The organism is Bacillus sp. S/N-304-OC-R1 (assembly GCF_019749375.1).
Classification (GTDB): domain Bacteria; phylum Bacillota; class Bacilli; order Bacillales; family Cytobacillaceae; genus Cytobacillus.
Genome location: NZ_JACWFE010000020.1, coordinates 1 through 18,435, shown reverse-complemented (window position 1 = coordinate 18,435; position 18,435 = coordinate 1). Strand labels below are relative to the sequence as shown.

Below are 18,435 nucleotides of genomic sequence, written 5' to 3'. Positions count from 1 at the left end.
GAATATTTTTTATTATTTATCTCCCCGATAAAGCCCCTCTGCGTGAATGCTATTGTGAAGGCGGGTTATACGCGGAGTAAATTAATGAATGAAGCTGCTTTCTAATACTTCTAATCAAAGTTCCCCTGCCGAAATGAACAGCATTGGTTAAAAAAACGATAACCAGTTTCTCTTGCGGGCAAATCCATGCGCTAGTTCCCGTAAATCCAGTGTGCCCAAAGGATCCTGATGGCCAGAGACTGCCAATGGAGAGCGGTTCGCCAGCTCCGCTCCATACCTCAAAACCAAGTCCCCTGTTATGCATTCTATGCTGGACAGCCATTCTCATTAGCTCTGGTGCAATTAAGCTCTGTTCTTCAGGATAAAGCCAATGGCTAGCATACCTAACTATATCTTCTGCTGTAGAAAATATTCCTGCACTCCCACTTACACCGCCAAGCTGGTACGCTTTCTCATCATGGACCACTCCTTGAAGGTAGCGATCTTTATACCATTCCGTTGAAGCGGCGAGATGCTTCTTGTTATCAGGCAACAGGTAGGAAGTTTCCGAAAGCCCCCAGGGTTTAAATAGACTTTCCTTTGCAAAAAGATCAAGCGACTGACCCGATACTTTCTCAATCACTTTTCCTAATAGAATCATGCCTAAATCACTGTATACGGTTTGAGCTCCCGGCAAATTTCCTAGATTCGTATTAAATATTTCTGACATAACATCCCTTGACTCCATTCGATCTTTATAGGGAAGATCAGCCGGAAGCCCCGAAGAATGCTCTAATAAATGTTTTAGAGTGATGTTTTTATGTGTAAATTGCGGTAAAAAAGAATGGACAGAGCTTTCTAAATGCAGCTCTTTGCGTGAAGTTAATACTAAAATGGATGGGAGTGTTGCCATGATTTTCGTCAAGGAAGCAACATCAAAGATGGTATTTTTATAGATTGGCTGCTCTAGATTATTTTCATCTAAATAACTGCCAAAAGACTGAAAAAATTCTGTTCGGTTATTCTTTGAAATATACAGTACAGCCCCAGGAATATGTCGATCTCCAACTAATTGTTTTAAGTATTGTTCAACCATTTTTCTTCGATGCCTTTACAGCTTTTCGGGTTCTTTCTAATGCACGTATATTTCTCTCTTGATCGGATTTTGTCACACCTAGGAACAATATATCAATGACATTTAGCTGTGCGATACGAGAGCTAGTCGCTCCACTGCGGACATTTCTTTCTAAAGATGTTGTATTTAGCTTGGCGTCTGCCAGGGAAGAAACAGGATTATCGCCTGATTTTGTAAGAGTAATTATGCTGGCTCCATTCTCCTTCGCCACTTTTAATGACTCATACACATCCTTTGACTGCCCGCTATAGGAAATGCCAAAAGCCACATCCTGATTAGTTAGATTGGCGGAGATTGTTAATTGTGTGTCTCCATCAAAAGCAGCCTCACACCATCGGTTGATTCGAGTCAGTTTTTGCTTAAAGTCCTGTGCGACAATCGCTGATGCCCCTAAGCCATATACAGCAATTAACCGGGCATTCGAAATTAAAGTGACTGCCTTTTCAAGCTCCTCTTCAGAAAGGACAAGCAGCGTATTTTGGATTGACTGTATATTGTTTTGTGAAACCGACTGAATAAATGATTTCATGGAACCATCACTAGGAATATCCTCATAAAGGTTATTGGCGTTTTCCAATTTCGCAAGCTCATAGGCGATTTTTAGCTTTAGCTCTTGAAACCCCTTACATTTTAATGATTTCGATAATCGTATAATCGTAGCCTCACTTACCTTCGCTTTTTCCGCTAATTTCTGAATAGACTGGTTTACCACTTCATCCGGATATTTAAGAATGTATTCTGCCGCCTTTTTCTCCGTAGGCTTAAACGTATGTATGCTTTCCTGAATGAAGATTATCTCTGTGCTCATCAAGTTATCACCATCTTCTGAATCTTCTTAATTTACATTATATTAAATAAAATTTCCGAAAACAACAAAATTTTGAAATAATGTTTCAGGATGGATTTTTCTGGAGGGGAGACGTCGGGGCGGTGCTTTTGAAGATTAATATCATTAGGATTCCGGCCTTACTCCCACTACACCAAATTTAGGAATATTAATTAACCTCTATTTTCCGCCTTTTCTTCTGCTCTATTGAATTTGGGAAAGTAATCAGCCTCTATTTTCCACTTTTTCTCCTTCTCTATCGAATTTAGGAAAGTAAACAACTTCTATATTCAACCTTTTCTCCTTCTCTATCGTATTTGGGAAAGTAAACAACTTCTATATTCAACCTTTTCCCTTACTCCATCCAATTTGGGAAAGTAAGTAAGCGATTTGCTATTTCCTCAAAAGTTACTTCTCGACATAATAAGTTGATCTGAACTGCCCCATGGCTTTAAAGTTTTTAGAGAGTAGGTTCCATACTACTTTCTTAGATTTAATAATCTTACACCATTCATGAATAGCACTTGTGGTGATCTTCCGTTCGGGAAAGAGAAACCGAAATTCCTCAACGCTTCTCAGAAATGCATGCCGAACACTTTCTATAAACCCGCATTTGTCACAGACTACTTCTTTTTTCATCGTATTGAAATCAGAAAAAAAGTGGCTGCAGCTTGAGCACACCATTCCTTTTTGCAGCTGTTCATAGCTATACTGGGGTAATCGAAGATAAGGGGATTCTTTTAAATGCAGCGCTAATAAACGTTCGGCCAATCTATGATGACGATCATTATTTTTAATAGAATTCCTGTTTAATTTATTTTTGAATCGATTAAGCTGTGAAGAAAATATCATTGGAGCGTTTAGTGGTGCTTGAAATAATTGAAATTCAGGATTAATGAAGATTAGATAAGATTCTATTGGAGAGGAACAGCCCAATTCTTGAAGAATTTTGCGAAGTACGGTTTCAGTTCTTTTTAATTGGAGCAACGGATTTTGAATTTCTTTACGCGCTATTGTAAACCAACGATCACCATCTACATAAAAATCACCCTCATAATTTTTCACTTCGAATAAATAAATCTTATCATACGAAATGAGCAGCGAATCGATTTGAATAACCGTATTTTGACTTTCCAGCATTAAGTCATTCAAAATCAGACATTTCCCAGACAGCTCCCGCTGCCAATCATCAAACTGCAGCTCCCCTTGAAAGCCCTTTTCGAGATTTTCATATTGATTAATGTCTTTGTCTGATAGCTTCATACGAGGACTTAAATACCTCATTAGTTTTAATTCCGCTGGTTCACAACGAAACTTCATAGTCATGACAACCTCCTTTACATTAATAAACCCATTCTATTAAAAAATACAAATTTTTACAATAAAAAAAGGATAAGCCTCACGACTGGCCTATCCCTAAAATTTCGCGAATATCATCATCCGTTAACGCAGACATGACTCCGTCCTTGGATTCGATTACTTCCTCTATTAAATGCCGTTTTTTCTCCTGTAATTCATTCATCTTCTCTTCAATCGTCCCGCGGGAAATAAGCTTGATGACCTGTACTGGTTTGGTTTGTCCCATCCGATGGGCTCGGTCAGCTGCCTGCTCCTCAACAGCCGGGTTCCACCAGAGATCATATAGTATCACGGTATCAGCTCCAGTCAAATTGAGACCTGTTCCTCCAGCTTTCAGGGAAATTAAAAAGAGATTCCGTTCCCCGGCATTGAACCGATTGCATAGTGCAACACGTTCCTCAGATGGAGTTTGCCCGTCCAGATAAAAATAAGGCAGCCCCTGGTAAGCTAATTCTCTTCCAATGAGCGAGAGCATTTTAGTAAATTGAGAGAAAATCAGGACTCTTCTGCCGGAAAGTCTTGCTTCCTCAATTAGCTGCATAAGCTGGATAAACTTCGCTGAACCCTCTTTATAGCCATCTACAAACAGAGCTGGGTGACAGCAAATCTGGCGTAATCGTGTTAACCCCGCCAAAATCCGGATGCGATTTTTCCTTAATGTGTCCTTGTTCAAATGTTTAAGAGTGTCGTGGCGCAGCTTTGCTAAATACGCTGCATATAGCTTCTTCTGATCAGGGAGGAGCTCCACTGATTCCACTGTCTCACTTTTCTCAGGTAGCTCGGACAGGACATCCTCCTTTAACCTGCGAAGTAAAAATGGCCGAATTCTTCTAGAGATTGTCTTTTTAGACAAATGGCTATATTCCTGTAGCCCCATAAATAATTCTGGGGAAATCACATGAAAGATAGACCAGAGCTCCTCAAGTGAATTTTCAACAGGAGTCCCTGTAAGAGCAAAACGGTGATCTGCCTGAATTTTTTTAACCGCTCTTGCTGTTTGCGTAATCGGATTTTTAAAGGCTTGAGCTTCATCAAAAAATACAGTATGAAAGGTTTGTTTCTCGTACCATTTAATATCCCGCCGAAGAAGGGGATAGGAGGTGATGACAACATCCATATCGAGATAATCCTTTTGCAGCTGAACCCGCTCTGCCTTGCTTCCATCCAGCACCATTGCCTTTATTTCAGGTGCGAACTTCATCAATTCACTAAGCCAGTTATACGTTAGAGAGGAAGGACATACAATCAGAACAGGCTGCTTTCGAGCACGAATGTCCACGAGCTCGGATAAAATAAAGGCAATGCTCTGCAGCGTTTTCCCTAATCCCATATCATCAGCAAGAATACCGCCAAAACCAAAGCTTGCAAGGGCCTTCATCCATTGAAAGCCAAATTTCTGATAGTCTCGAAGAACCGTCGCTAATGATTCCGGAACTTCGAAGCTCCCCGGGTTCTTAAGTTTATCTAAAAGCCCCCTAAATGATTCTTCTACTGTCAGAGCCTCGCTTCCCTCTAATGCATCCAGCAGTCGAAACCCTTGAACAATTGGAACATTCAATCCACCCTCTAAATCTTCATCCTGAGCTGGCACAGCACGCAGAAAGCGTTGAATTTCTTCAAATTCCCTTGTCTCCAAGGAGAGCATTGACCCGTTGCGCAAACGATAGTATCTTCTTTTTTCCTCTAATGCTTTTAATAGATCCCTTATTTGCTTTTCAGGAATGCCATCCATTTCAAATTTAAATTCAAGCCAATTGGTTCGTACTTTTTTGACCTTTACTCTAATTTGCGGACGGGCGCTTTCCCGAAAAATCCGATTTCTTACCGCAGTCGTAGCATAAATCTGTACAAGCCTCTCCAGCTTTGGAACGGTGTAATATAAAAACTCATACTCAAGCTCCTCATTTTGAAGGAAGTAGCCGCCATCTGTTTTGGCAAAGGAGCTATCATCCATGAGCTGCAGGATTGCCTCTTCCTTTTCTATGTCCCTTATGAGCATCGTATTAATATGAGGCTCTCTGCTCTCTAGTGGATTGATCACGATATTTTCATAATGAAATTCAAGCCCCGCCAGCAGACGGTTTTTCACCCGATCTAAGTAGAGTTTTGCTATTAACGGTGCACGGACAAGCCGGCTCGTGATCGCCTCAGAAATGTGCACAGCTCCTAATTTTCTTAAGCCGGGAACAACCTTTTCCAGGAAAAAATCGATTTGACTATTCGGAATAGAAATCTCATTTGATCCTGACGATTGAAGCATTTTGTTCAATTCAACTAGACGTCTGCCATCTTCCTCGTTCAACTGAAAGATTTGTCCGTTAAAAATAACAGCTCTATATGCATCCAAAATGATTAATCGGTCCATTCCGTTTATCCGTAGTACATATCCTTTTCCTGCACGTTCCTCAAATTGAAATTGAAGGGGCAGGGTCTCATTTGATAAGTGAATTCCGTTAAACGTATTGTCTACGTCTAAAAACTTAACGAAAGGCGCTTTTACCAGAAGGAGAAGTAGCCGACCCCAAAACGAAGCTGGAATCAATATCATCGGGCCATCATCCGGTTCACTCGAGGGCGTCCGGACAGAGTTTTTTTCATCCAGCCTTATTTGAATAAGCTCCTGAAGCACATCATCTGCTTCCTTTTGGAAACAATGGATAACGGGGTCATAGATAAAGAGGGCCGAAAGCCTGCAGCTTTTCCCCGCCCCTGCTTTTCCTAAAAATTCACGAATATCCTGTACAAAAACAGGACCAAGCCTGATTTCGATCCCCATCATCCAGAATCCCGTATTCACACGTACCGGTCTGCAAATAAACTCAGCATTCAAAACCTGTCTATTTTCAAAATGAAGCTGCCCACCAATCGATCGAACAGGCTGGTCATTGAAAAGGTGCAGCAAATCAGCAGAAATCTCATTATTCTCCTTTGGCTTCTGATGTTCTTTCATTGCAAGTAAAACAGCTGCTATATGCTGACAATCATGCTTTACGGAAGCAAGCTTTGGGCAGCTGCAATCAGTCTGGATGCTGCCATCTTGATTTATCTCAACCACAACGTGAAAATTTTCTGTTCCTGTTACAGTTGCTTCACATTGTGTATCGTTAAATTTATCTATATTTACTTTTCCTGCACGATAAAAAGAGTCCCCTCTTTTAAAGGAGACAGCACCACACATATCTTTTATCATCTTTTGATTAATTTGTAATTCCATATGCACTGCTCCTTTCTGAGGATACTTTTATCATACCTTGCCAATACACCAAATGCCAAAAAAATAGACGAGGTTCACTCCCTCGCCTATTATCAAATATTTACATGGCCGCCTTTTTTCTAGATCTTATCGCTATTAAATAAAGCGTCGCCACAAGCACGCTTATTATGGCAAAAAGAGCAAGCTGGCCTAAAGGGATTATGTTTGATCACTTCCAGGTCAGCTCAAACACTATTTTTTTATAACACTAAACGAATTTGATTTCCCGCTGGATCACTTGTTACGTAATGACCGGCTTCTTCATGTACTGTTGCTCCAAAATCCTTCAACTGCCCAATCGCTTTTTCCCTTGCCGCTTCATTTGGATACACGAGTGTGTACCATTTCAAGCCAACACTATTTTCAGGCGGTGTCGGAGCCCCCGCCCCTTGCCAAGTATTGATGGCAATATGGTGGTGATAGCCTCCTGTTGAAAGAAAAGCAGCTTGAGGGTAATAGCTCACAGTTTCAAAGCCAAGCCCTTTCGTGTAAAATTTCTCCGCCTGCTTCAGGTCACTTACATGAAGGTGAATATGTCCCATTAATGTTCCGGCTGGAAGACCATTCCACTCCTCATGGCTCTCCGCTAGAATTCCTTCTCCATCAAGCTGCTCCGTGGCCATATCAACTAATCCGTTTCGCCAAGTCCATTCATCAGAAGGGCGGTCACGATACACTTCTATTCCGTTGCCATCCGGATCATCCAGATATAAAGCTTCACTTACATAATGATCAGCAGCTCCAAACCGGTAGCCTGTATGAAGCAAATGCTTTAAAAAGGCCGATAAATCTGCTCTGCTAGGCAGCAAAATCGCAAAATGATATAAACCAGCTGTCCTTCCCGTCTTCGGTATAACATCAGCAGGCTGTTCCAGCGTAACTAACGGCGTTTTTCCGTCAGCTGTTAGAACCGCTTTGCTGCTTGTTTGCTCCAACACTTTGAACCCCATTAAATTCTGATAAAAATCAATGGAGGCTGTTAAATCCCTAACTTTTATTTGAACTTCACCGACATAAACATTTGGTTCCTTATGGAATTTACTCATTTTTTTGCTCCTTTTAAAAATATATATATTATTAATATGCCTAAAATAAAGTAGTTAGCGCATCGCGAAAAACATCTCGAATTAGAGATATTTTAATTTAAAGTAATAAAAAAGTAAAGGGGAGTATAAATAAATAATCACTACAGATTATGCTCATAAATAATACAAAATATTAAAGGGACAATTAGAGAATTCTTGAAAAACTTAGAGTCAGTTAGAAGCTTGGAGAGGAGTAATTTATATGAGTCTTTTTACTGAACAGACGAGAAGACCTTCCTCTCTTTTACCGGCAGCTGTCTTTTTCTCTCTGAGCGGGCAATGTAGCTAGCTCTCTTTTACCACCAACTGCCTTTTTCTCTCTGAGCGGGCAATGTAGCTAGCTCTCTTTTACCACCAACTGTCTTTTTCTCTCTGAGCGGGCAATGAAACTCGCTCTCTTTTACCACCAACTGCCTTTTTCTCTCTGAGCGGGCAATGTAGCCTACCCTTTTCACTTAAAAAACCCTCGTATTTCCTCAATCAGTTCACAAACGGCTGGAGAGAGATAGCGATTCTTAAGATATGCGAGGTAGACAGTCCTTTTTAAATGCTTGGATTCGATGGTATGCCTGGTAAGCTTCGTGTTCGGTGTGTATTTTGTGTAGCTTTCCGGCAGGATTGTCACACCAAGCCCTTGTTCTACAAAGCTGCAGGCTGTTTCGAATCTCTCTATTTCATACATAATTTGCGGAACGATGTTTTCTGCTTCAAATGCCCGTAGAATATCCTCTCTCGTTCGAAATCCAGTCTTACTAATAATTAAATCCCTCTCTTTTAAATCATGAAGAGTAATGGTTTCTTTTTGGTTCAGGCTATCGTCCTGATGGGTAAGCAGGATTAGCCTTTCATCATAAATGGGCACAATGTGAACTTCGTCTTTGTCGATGGGCTGGTTGGTTATCGTGAAATGGACATCATATTGAAGAAGCGCCTGAAACACTCTGTCTTGTCCAAGTATTTCAATTAACTCAAACTGGATATTAGAAAAGCTTTTCTTAAACTCATTCACGACAATTGGCAGCCAAAATTTAGTTGATTCAATCATCCCAATCGAAATTTTCCCTGTTCCCAGCTGCTTAATTTCATCGAGATCCTTAAGCATATTGTCAAAGTTTCTAATCAGCTGTAAAGATCTCTCATAGAAAATTCTACCGGAGTCTGTTAGAGCCAGCCGGCGTGTATTTCTTTCCAAAAGCTGAAATCCAACAGTATCTTCCAATTTTCTAATGGCATTACTTAAGGATGGCTGTGAAATATGAAGGATGTTAGCCGCTTTTGAGTAGTTTTTTTCCTGAACGACGGTAACAAAATAACGGAGATGACGAATATCCATGGAGACCTCCAATTTGAATTTATAGTCTAAAACTATAATTTTATAATATTTCTGTATTGGTTTTTTATATATTAGCACCATTATAATAGTTTTACACGTACTACTCAGAATTTTTTAAAAAGGGAGGAGAATCTATGTATACAGAACCTTCAAAAAAGCACTGGTTTGGACGAACTGACAGTCAAACTGACTTTTTAAGTTTTCGCTATCACCAAAAAGTAAATACATCAGGAGCCTTATCTCAATCAGCCAAAAAAGGAACATTCGGGATCATTGGCTTTAAGTGTGAGGCAGGGGTGAAGCGAAATAAAGGGCGGTTAGGAGCAGCAGAAGCCCCGGAAAAAATTAGAGAAGCGCTTGGGAAGCTGCCTTGGCATTTACCTGAAGATACGGATGTACTTGATGCAGGAGACATTTCTTGTATCGAGGATGAAATGGAAGAAGCTCAAGCTGAGTTAGGGCATTCTATTACAGACTTGTTAAACAAAAATGTAAGCCCCATCATTTTAGGTGGTGGACATGAGACCTTTTACGGCCATTACCTTGGAGCCAGACAATTTATTGGACAAGAAGCAAAGCTTGGCATCATAAATATAGACGCTCATTTCGATATGAGGCCTTATGATGAACAAACCTCATCAGGTACGATGTTTAAACAAATTTTAGACAGCGACTCAAATAGCGGATACCTTTGCTTAGGGATTCAAAAATATGGGAATACACGGTCCCTTTTCGAAACTGCCGGCAACTATAACGTTGAATATGTTTTAGAAGAGGATATGTGTCTTACTAATATGGATCCTGTTCAACAGAAAATCGAGGGTTTTATTAGTGCACATGATTATATCATTCTTACTTTATGTACGGATGTCATTAATTCTGCCTTTGCTCCGGGAGTTAGTGCACCTTCACCATTTGGCCTAGATCCAAAATTAGTCCGTTCTCTTATCCGTCATATTGTCTCAAATGAGAAAGCCCTTTCATTTGATATTTCTGAAGTTAATCCAGCAGTGGATGAAAACAATCGAACTGTTGCCTTAGCTGCACAACTAGTAAACGAAGCCATCATGAATTTTCATAAATAATGACATCTTAGGGGGTAACATATGAACTTAGAACTGAATCAAATTACAACTGTCTTTCTTGCCGTGGCCTTATTAATGACTGGCGGACTGCTGCTTAATAAACTCCCATTTCTAAAACGGTTTTGCATTCCGGCACCTGTTGTAGGTGGATTAATATTTGCTATTCTTGTTACGATATTAAAGCAAACAGGTATTATAAATATTACTTTAGACACCTCTTTACAAAGCTTGTTTATGCTAACCTTTTTCACAACAGTTGGTTTAGGAGCGAGCTTTAAACTAGTCAAGCTTGGGGGTAAACTTCTTGTAATCTACTGGATCGCCTGCGGTTTCCTAGCCTTAGCACAAAACTTGATCGGTATTTCCCTTGCGAAAGTACTCGGAATAAAGCCGCTGCTTGGCATTATGGTGGGAGCTGTTTCGATGGAAGGCGGACATGGTGCTGCTACTGCGTTCGGCGGTACTTTAGAAGAGCTTGGCATAAATTCAGCCCTATCAGTTGGACTTGCTGCTGCTACATTTGGTTTAGTTGCTGGAGGATTAGTAGGAGGACCAACGGTAAAGTATTTAGTAACTAAATACAAGTTAAAGCCTACAGAATTAGATGCAATGGACGAGATCTCTGCTGCCAAGGAATCAGGTGCAGCAGATACAGGCTTGGACTCTCAAAAGTTCATGACACAAATTCTCATTATTACTCTATGTATGGCTGCAGGTTCTTACTTAGGCGATCTTTTTTCAAAAGCAACAGGATTTGTCCTTCCTGCCTATGTTGGAGCCATGTTCTTAGCGGTTATCGTAAGAAATATTCTTGATACCTTCAAAAAAGATGCAATCGATATGAAAAGCATCAATTTAATTGGAGATGTGACGTTAGGCATTTTCCTCTCTATGGCTCTCATGAGCATTAAACTATGGGAAGTAGCTGGTTTAGCCCTGCCGATGCTCATTATCGTATTTGTTCAAGTTATCTTCATTGTTCTGTTCAGTGTATTTGTTCTATTTAAATTATTGGGCAAAGACTATGATGCTGCTGTAATGGTCGGAGGATTCACAGGTCACGGACTTGGCGCAACTCCTAATGCAATGGCTAATATGTCAGCGATTACAGCCCAGTTCGGTCCATCGAGAAAAGCTTTTCTTATTGTACCTATTGTAGGCGCTTTCCTCATTGACGTTTTCGCCATGCCTATCATTATTACGAGCATAAATTTATTAAAATAATATGGATACGCCCCGGAATATTCACGGGGCGTTTTTTAATAAAACTCCCGATCCTTCACAGATAAATCATATAAGTTTTCTAAAATTGCCGTTCGAAGCTCAACAAACTCTTCAAATTGATAGAAAAATTGCAGCTTTTTATATTTCATTTCCGGGCTTTTTTCTACATCGGCACTATTCGTAATGAAAAAGAATGCCAGGGAGTCAGCAATATCTTCTACAGGGCTCGTTCCTTGATAGCTGTTAAAAAATCGCTCTTCATATTTATGAAAAAAATCTTTATATGCCGTTTCACTATTCCAATCGATTTTCATCCACTCGTCTTCATAATCTTTCCAAAATTGCTCGTAAAATTTATAAAGATAGCTGTCTTCCTTTACACATCGGTTTCGAGTGTTGTAGGTCGAGCAATGCCCCGTCCCTTTTTCCCAAACCTCATTTTCAGTTGCACCGTCAGGAAGCTCTTCCATATCATCTACCTCGTTAAGATTCATTGTCAGCATGTGAGCATACTCATGGAGCATTGTAAACTTTTCCACACCTTCATATCTCATGAAATTTTGGGGAATGACCATATAGTATTCATCCACATTGTACTCCAGCCTGCCAAGAGCAAAGACATATGCCTCCCCGCTGTCCGTCCAGTACAATTGCTTTAGCTCTTCTCTGTTTTCCCTTGGAATCAACGCTGAAAAGACATACCAGAAATCACGGATTCGATCCAAACCTCTTTGATATTTATTACCAGTTGTCGACAGCTTATCTTCGTACTGATCAAAATAATCCTCCTTTTGCATCTCGCCTAATTGATCATTTTCATCTATAGGAACATGCAAAATATGATTCCATACACCGCCTCTTACATAAGGGAAGTAAAAATTATTCTTTGCTGTCCGTCCGCTAAGTAATAAATAATTATCGTGGAGCTTTTGGAAGCAGTCACCTCGTTCCAAACTTTCTGCTATTTCCTTACAAACCTTACCCTCTTCTTCATATTGCGGCATACGGTTTAGGCGATCCGTGTTAGATATTACCTTGAATGATTCATCCTTGTCTTGATCAGTCATCTCGGTTTCTTTTTCCTCAACTTCAGGCTCCTGAGATTCATCACTAATTCCACCTACCTGTATCGAATTATTGTTGTTATTAATCAAGATAACAGCAAGAATAATAATGACAATAGCCCCTACGAAAATGATAGAGTTCTTTTTCATACACCCTCCTTTGAATATTCAAAATATTAAATTTAATATATTATAGGCATAATGTTACATAAATACAAATTAAAGTTAAATTCACTTATTCTAAACACCTAAAATATCAATTATTAACATAATAATTACTAATCACCTTTTAGTAAGGAGGAAAAAATGTTTAAACACCCTTCTATAAAGCCTTACTTAAAGACGCATAGTTTAGTGCCTGAAAATCAGGAAACACCGTTTCGCTTTATTCAAACTGCCTTAGTTCCAACAAATCTATTTTATAGAAGAAACCATTTTTCTTATCCTGCTATGTTAAATCATTGGCTCCCTATTAATGGACATGTTAAAACACCCTTGCTGGTCTCAATGCAAGACATCCTGCGCCTTCCGTCAAAGACAATAAAAGTGACTCTTGAATGCTCAGGAAACAAACGCAGCTTATTTGAACCTAAAGTATTTGGGGAGCAATGGGAAAAGGGGGCAATAAACCAAGGCAATTGGAAGGGAGTCTCTCTTAGAACCTTGCTTGAGCAAGCTGGTCTTAAAGAAGGAGCTGCGGAGGTTGTTGCAGAAGGCTATGATTATGGAAAAAGAACAGATTCTGATCAAGTTCATACTTTCGCTCGAAGTCTGCCTCTTGAAAAAGCACTGCACCCGGACACATTAATTGCTTATGAATATAATCATCAGCCTCTCCCGTTTAAACATGGATACCCATTTCGTTTAATTGTTCCTCAATGGTACGCCATGGCATCTGTAAAATGGGTAAAACAAATAACCGTTATTCAAACACATTTTGAAGGGCCCTTTCAATCAACAGACTATGTTTATTATCCCTATAAAGAAAATGACAACGATGCATTCCCAGTCACAACACTAAATATCAATTCCACTATACAGCTGCCATTACATATGGAATTTTTAGATACCGGGAAACATTTAATTAAAGGCATTGCATGGACAGGAGAAGGCTATATAACAAAGGTCGAAGTTAGTACAGATTATGGCCAAACATGGACAAATGCTGTGTTAAGTCAGGATAGAAATAAATATGGCTTGGTGTCGTGGTCTTATCAATGGTCCGTTTCAGAGCCAGGGGAATACGCAATCATGTCAAGAGCAACAGATTCATTAGCTCGAACTCAGCCGGCAAAGGCTTTTTGGAACCGAAAGGGCTATGGGTATAACGCAGTTGATCAAATTAAAGTGAAGGTCGAATAGAGATATGAATAAAGCAGGAGGAGCTGAATTAAGATATTCGGCTCCTCCCGCTTATTTTCCTTATATTGACTATAATAGAGAAAGCTGCCAAGTTGGCGCTTTTTCTGCAGATTTTATACCTTTTTAACAAATTCTGATTTTAACTTCATTGCTCCAAAGCCATCAATTTTACAATCAATATCATGATCCCCATCCACTAGGCGGATGTTTCTTACTTTTGTTCCGATCTTGATGACGGAGGAGCTTCCTTTCACCTTAAGGTCCTTAATAACCGTAACAGTATCACCATCGTTTAAAGTATTGCCGTTTGCATCTTTATAAACCTTTACATCTTCACCTTGAGTTTCTGTTTCCTGGTTCCATTCATATGCACATTCCGGACAAATCAATAAACTACCATCTTCATATGTATATTCCGAATTACATTTTGGACAATTTGGCAATTTTGACATTATTCATATCCCCCAATCTAAATCCTATTTCCCATTATTCCAGGATCAGCGCCCATGAAGGCCTCAATCCATCGCCTTCAAGTATATTGGATAATAGGGTGAATTGCCACTAAACATGAAAAGCGAGGAAATGAAAAGACTAGTCCCTTACTTATAGGACTAGTCTAGCATTCTATTAAATCATTCGAACCGTTACGATTCCCTCAATTTGGCTAATAATCTCTTCTAAGCTCGTAATAATTTCCTGATCGACCTGTGTATCAAGATCGATAATTGTATAAGCATACTCACCACGGCTTCTATTTACCATGTCTGCAATGTTAAGATGGTAATTTGAAATGGCAGATGTAATTTTTCCAACCATGTTTGGTATGTTTTTATGAAAAGCCGTGACACGCTGTTTTCCGGTATAAGGAAGTGCCGCATTCGGGAAATTCACGGAGTTTTTCACATTTCCGGTTTCTAAATATTCCTTTAGCTGGCGAGCCGCCATGATCGCGCAATTTTCCTCTGATTCACCTGTAGAAGCACCTAGATGAGGAACTGGGACAGCATTTTTCATTTTTAATACATTTTCGTTCGGGAAGTCAGTCACGTATTTGCCAACTTTTCCGCTTTCTAATGCTGCTGCCATATCCTTTTCATTGACTAAATCACCGCGAGAGAAGTTCATGATGTGTACGCCATCCTTCATTAGGCTGAAAGTGGCTTCGTTAAACATGCCTCTAGTATCTCCCGTTGACGGAACATGAACGGTAATATAATCAGAGTTTGCAAACAGCTCTTCAATCGTCATTGCACGCTGCACTTTACGAGATAGCTTCCAAGCTAGGTCTACAGAAATAAATGGGTCAAACCCAATAACATCCATGTCTAATTCAATTGCATCATTTGCAACAAGAGCCCCTATTGCTCCCAATCCAATGACACCAAGTGTTTTCCCTTTAATTTCTTTACCGACAAATTGTTTCTTTCCATCCTCGACGAGCTTCGGTATTTGGTCACCTTGATCTGCTAATGTTCTTACCCAGCTGATGCCGGCAAATAGATTACGTGAAGAGGCCATTAAAGATGTAAGGACCATTTCTTTTACAGCATTGGCATTAGCACCTGGTGTATTGAAAACAACAATTCCCTTTTCCGTGCACGCTTCAACAGGAATATTGTTAACACCAGCCCCTGCTCTAGCAATGGCTTTTAAGTGCTGACCAAGTTCAAATGAATGCATGTTAAAACTGCGTACGACAATGGCATCTGGATTCGTGCTGTCATTGTCGATTGTATATTGATCATTCTTAAATTCATTTAGTCCGCTTTGGGCAATATTATTTAACGTCTTAATCGTTTTTACTTTGTTTAACATTGTTGTGCTCATCTTCATTTCTCCTCTTTTCATGTTTTTTTCAATTATAGTAAGCTATTAACAAAATAAAAAAAGAGACTGGTATTCTCCAATCTCATTAGACGTTAAAAAATAACAAATAAATAAATGATTTGTTATTCTTCTGTCCTTTTGCCTGAGATTTTGAACCCTTCGGCGCTGCAGTCATTTGCAGTCTCTCCAGAAGCTGCTCCTGTTATAGTGTGATCCATAACAATCATAGCTTTCTTCTTATTCAATTTTTGATGTTTTCACGAAAAATCTTAATAATACAATAATAGAAATTTAACACGTAATCAACCCTAAAATTTTTAAACCATCCCCTTTATATGCACAAAGAGGTAAGGGTCTATTTTCCCTTACCTCTGCCCAGGCGAACGGCTAATCGATACTATGTGCTCCCCCACGGTTCTCCGTTTTCGCCAGTTACACATAGCCTTTTAAAATTGATATCATCATATCAGATTGCACTAGAGTCTTCAACTCTTTAATACGCTGCTTAGGTAATAAAAACGAAAAATCTCAATCTCTTTCTCTTGCCTTCTTTGTATCTCTAATATTCTTCTGAACAGTTATGGCTGCAAATAAACGAAGAACAAATGGCATACCATAAAAACCATTTTCAATTTTTGGAGGATTCACTTTATCTGCTTCTTCTCCAAAATCTCAACAAACTTAGTTGAAGCTGGTGACAATGGCACGCTTTTTAAGAAACAGACTCCAATATCCCGTTTGGGAATTTCCTCTGTTAACCCTACTTCGTACAATAATCCTTTATTTAAATAATCCTGTGAAAATTCCCTTGTCACACAGGCAATTCCTAAGTTAATCTTTGCGAATTCCAAAAGCAGCTCATGTGAACCAAGTTCGAATTCTGGGGAAATAGGTATCCCTTTTGATAGCAGATAGTCCTCGACATAATTTCTGGAATTGGAGTTGTCGAGCAATATCAGCGGCTGCTTGACTAATTCCTGAAAGCTAATAGGGCCGGATAATAGATGTTTATATTTTTCCCCGCACACAAAGATGTCATGGACTTCCAGACATGGCCTCAGCTCTAACGCTGTATCATGAATCGGAAAATTACAAACCGCTACATCCACCTCTCCTGACTTTAACAAGGAACAGATTTCAAATGTCGTCCCATTAACGATTTTAAATTTTATATTTGGGTAATTATTATGGAAAATTTCCAAGTAGGGCAATAAAAAGTAGCGGGAAATCGTATCGCCAACGCCAATTTTTAATTCGCCTGTTGTTAAATTTTTAAATTCCTGAATCTTCTCTTCCCCAACATCTATTAAATTGATAGCGGAATAAATATATTCATATAGCAGACTGCCCTCATCTGTAAAATGGACGCCTTTCGGTGTTCGATTGAAAAGACGTGTGTCCAATTCTTTCTCCAATTGCATAATTGATTGACTGACAGCAGGCTGTGTCATATATAGGTCTTGCGCCGCCTTAGAAAAGCTTTTACACTTTCCGACAGAATAAAATACTTTATATAAATCCAATTTACTCACCATATAACCACTCCTTATATCCACCATTAGATATATTAATTTTACTTATATCATTAAAGAGGTGTATAGTACAAGAGAATGTTATGGAAATTAAGCTTAATAGTAGTTATAAGGAGCGATTATTTTGGAAAGAGTAGTTGGAACTGTTGTTAGAGGTCTTCGTGGCCCAATCATCAATCAAGGGGACAATATTGAAAGCATTGTTGTAGATAGTGTGTTAAAAGCTGCTGAGGTGGAAGGCTTTAGCATTCAAGATAGAGATATCGTAACTGTAACAGAATCCATCGTGGCCCGTGCGCAAGGAAACTACGCGACGATTGACCATATTGCTCAAGATGTACATTCAAAATTCGGTGACGAAACGGTTGGCGTTATTTTCCCAATCTTAAGCCGTAATCGCTTTGCCATCTGTCTTCGCGGTATTGCAAAAGGGGCAAAGAAAATTGTATTAATGCTTAGCTATCCATCAGATGAAGTGGGCAACCACTTAGTTGATATTGATTTATTAGACGAAAAGGGCGTTAATCCATGGACAGATGTATTAACAGAAAAACAATTCCGTGACCTTTTTGGCTACAATAAACATACATTTACAGGTGTAGACTACATCGATTACTATAAATCATTAATTGAAGAGTACGGGGTTGAATGTGAAGTTATCTTCTCTAACAATCCTAAAACTATTTTAGAATACACGAAGAATGTGTTAACTTGTGATATTCATACAAGATTTAGAACAAAAAGAATCTTAAAAGCTAACGGCGGGGAAAAAATCTATAGCCTTGATAATATTTTAGCAGAGTCAATTGATGGCAGCGGCTGTAACGAAGATTACGGTTTACTTGGATCCAATAAGGCGACAGAAGATAGCGTGAAGCTTTTCCCACGTAACTGCCAGCCAATCGTTGATAAAATTCAAGCAGAGCTGAAAGAAAAAACTGGCAAGACTGTTGAAGTTATGGTTTACGGAGATGGCGCATTCAAAGATCCTGTCGGTAAAATTTGGGAGCTGGCTGATCCGGTTGTATCACCAGCTTACACTTCTGGTCTTGAAGGAACTCCTAATGAAGTAAAGTTAAAATATCTTGCTGATAATAACTTTGCAGACTTAAAAGGCGAAGAGCTTAAACAAGCGATTTCAGAATACATTAACAACAAAGGTGAAGATTTAGTAGGAGCGATGGAAGCTCAAGGAACAACTCCACGAAAACTTACTGATCTTATCGGCTCTCTATCTGACCTGACTTCAGGAAGCGGCGATAAAGGAACACCGATTATCTTTATCCAAGGTTATTTTGATAACTATACGAAATAATATAAAAAAGGGGCTGTCCTAAACTAAAGTGTACCCTTTGTAAAGGACATTTTTAA

15 protein-coding genes, 1 pseudogene and 2 riboswitches are annotated in these 18,435 nt (G+C 39.3%); of the genes and pseudogenes, 4 read left to right on the top strand and 12 right to left on the bottom strand.

The features are described 5' to 3' along the window. Window positions 1-49: 49 nt before the first annotated feature. The 7 genes from H0173_RS15785 to H0173_RS15755 all read right to left on the bottom strand — a co-directional run bounded on the left by H0173_RS15785 (window position 50) and on the right by H0173_RS15755 (window position 8,970). Window positions 50-1,075 carry a serine hydrolase domain-containing protein gene (locus H0173_RS15785; RefSeq protein ID WP_221847469.1) on the bottom strand — a complete coding sequence of 342 codons (1,026 nt, stop codon included), beginning with the start codon at window positions 1,073-1,075 and terminating at the stop codon, window positions 50-52. Continuing rightward, window positions 1,068-1,922 (bottom strand): MurR/RpiR family transcriptional regulator, encoded by an 855-nt coding sequence (locus tag H0173_RS15780; protein ID WP_221847468.1) that lies wholly within the window; start codon window positions 1,920-1,922, stop codon window positions 1,068-1,070. Before H0173_RS15780 ends, H0173_RS15785 begins: the two co-directional genes overlap by 8 nt. Before the next feature lie 426 nt (window positions 1,923-2,348). Next, complete coding sequence (locus tag H0173_RS15775) at window positions 2,349-3,266, bottom strand: nuclease-related domain-containing protein (RefSeq protein WP_221847467.1); 918 nt, start codon at window positions 3,264-3,266, stop codon at window positions 2,349-2,351. Window positions 3,267-3,339: 73 nt separating this feature from the next. Further along, complete coding sequence (locus H0173_RS15770; RefSeq protein ID WP_221847466.1) at window positions 3,340-6,513, bottom strand: DEAD/DEAH box helicase; 3,174 nt, start codon at window positions 6,511-6,513, stop codon at window positions 3,340-3,342. A 239-nt stretch (window positions 6,514-6,752) separates the two neighbouring features. Then, window positions 6,753-7,598 (bottom strand): VOC family protein, encoded by an 846-nt coding sequence (locus H0173_RS15765; protein WP_221847465.1) that lies wholly within the window; start codon window positions 7,596-7,598, stop codon window positions 6,753-6,755. Window positions 7,599-7,933: 335 nt separating this feature from the next. Further along, window positions 7,934-8,092, bottom strand: coding sequence for a hypothetical protein (locus tag H0173_RS15760; RefSeq protein WP_221847464.1), 159 nt, complete (start codon window positions 8,090-8,092; stop codon window positions 7,934-7,936). Next, window positions 8,089-8,970 (bottom strand): LysR family transcriptional regulator, encoded by an 882-nt coding sequence (locus H0173_RS15755; protein ID WP_221847463.1) that lies wholly within the window; start codon window positions 8,968-8,970, stop codon window positions 8,089-8,091. The genes H0173_RS15760 and H0173_RS15755 overlap by 4 nt, the downstream gene beginning before the upstream one ends. Before the next feature lie 134 nt (window positions 8,971-9,104). On the opposite strand from H0173_RS15755, the gene hutG reads away from it, so the two are divergent. After that, the gene (gene hutG, locus H0173_RS15750) at window positions 9,105-10,055 is read left to right on the top strand and encodes a formimidoylglutamase (RefSeq protein ID WP_221847462.1); all 951 of its coding nucleotides are present in this window, start codon (window positions 9,105-9,107) and stop codon (window positions 10,053-10,055) included. A 21-nt stretch (window positions 10,056-10,076) separates the two neighbouring features. Beyond that, window positions 10,077-11,279 carry a sodium/glutamate symporter gene (gene gltS, locus H0173_RS15745; RefSeq protein WP_221847461.1) on the top strand — a complete coding sequence of 401 codons (1,203 nt, stop codon included), beginning with the start codon at window positions 10,077-10,079 and terminating at the stop codon, window positions 11,277-11,279. Window positions 11,280-11,314: 35 nt separating this feature from the next. Here gltS and H0173_RS15740 read toward each other — a convergent pair whose 3' ends face one another. Next, window positions 11,315-12,493: a hypothetical protein gene (locus H0173_RS15740; RefSeq protein ID WP_221847460.1), complete on the bottom strand. Its 1,179-nt coding sequence runs from the start codon at window positions 12,491-12,493 to the stop codon at window positions 11,315-11,317. A gap of 156 nt (window positions 12,494-12,649) precedes the next feature. Between H0173_RS15740 and H0173_RS15735 the strand changes: the two genes are divergently transcribed. Next, window positions 12,650-13,705 carry a sulfite oxidase gene (locus tag H0173_RS15735; protein WP_221847459.1) on the top strand — a complete coding sequence of 352 codons (1,056 nt, stop codon included), beginning with the start codon at window positions 12,650-12,652 and terminating at the stop codon, window positions 13,703-13,705. 113 nt (window positions 13,706-13,818) lie between these two features. Here H0173_RS15735 and H0173_RS15730 read toward each other — a convergent pair whose 3' ends face one another. The 4 genes and pseudogenes from H0173_RS15730 to H0173_RS15715 all read right to left on the bottom strand — a co-directional run bounded on the left by H0173_RS15730 (window position 13,819) and on the right by H0173_RS15715 (window position 17,067). Continuing rightward, entirely contained in the window at window positions 13,819-14,157 is a 339-nt protein-coding gene (locus tag H0173_RS15730; protein ID WP_221847458.1) for a zinc ribbon domain-containing protein YjdM, read from the bottom strand. 175 nt (window positions 14,158-14,332) lie between these two features. After that, on the bottom strand, window positions 14,333-15,532 hold the full coding sequence (locus H0173_RS15725; protein ID WP_221847457.1) for a phosphoglycerate dehydrogenase: 1,200 nt from the start codon (window positions 15,530-15,532) through the stop codon (window positions 14,333-14,335). 120 nt (window positions 15,533-15,652) lie between these two features. After that, window positions 15,653-15,732: riboswitch (glycine riboswitch) on the bottom strand. 166 nt (window positions 15,733-15,898) lie between these two features. Beyond that, a riboswitch (ZMP/ZTP riboswitch) is annotated at window positions 15,899-15,978 on the bottom strand. 82 nt (window positions 15,979-16,060) lie between these two features. Beyond that, window positions 16,061-16,162 (bottom strand): annotated as a pseudogene (locus H0173_RS15720) (YiaA/YiaB family inner membrane protein); the annotation flags it as partial. Window positions 16,163-16,176: 14 nt separating this feature from the next. After that, window positions 16,177-17,067, bottom strand: coding sequence for a LysR family transcriptional regulator (locus tag H0173_RS15715; RefSeq protein WP_221847456.1), 891 nt, complete (start codon window positions 17,065-17,067; stop codon window positions 16,177-16,179). Window positions 17,068-17,188: 121 nt separating this feature from the next. On the opposite strand from H0173_RS15715, the gene H0173_RS15710 reads away from it, so the two are divergent. After that, entirely contained in the window at window positions 17,189-18,379 is a 1,191-nt protein-coding gene (locus H0173_RS15710) for a coenzyme F420-0:L-glutamate ligase (protein ID WP_221847455.1), read from the top strand. The last annotated feature ends 56 nt before the right edge of the window (window positions 18,380-18,435 follow it).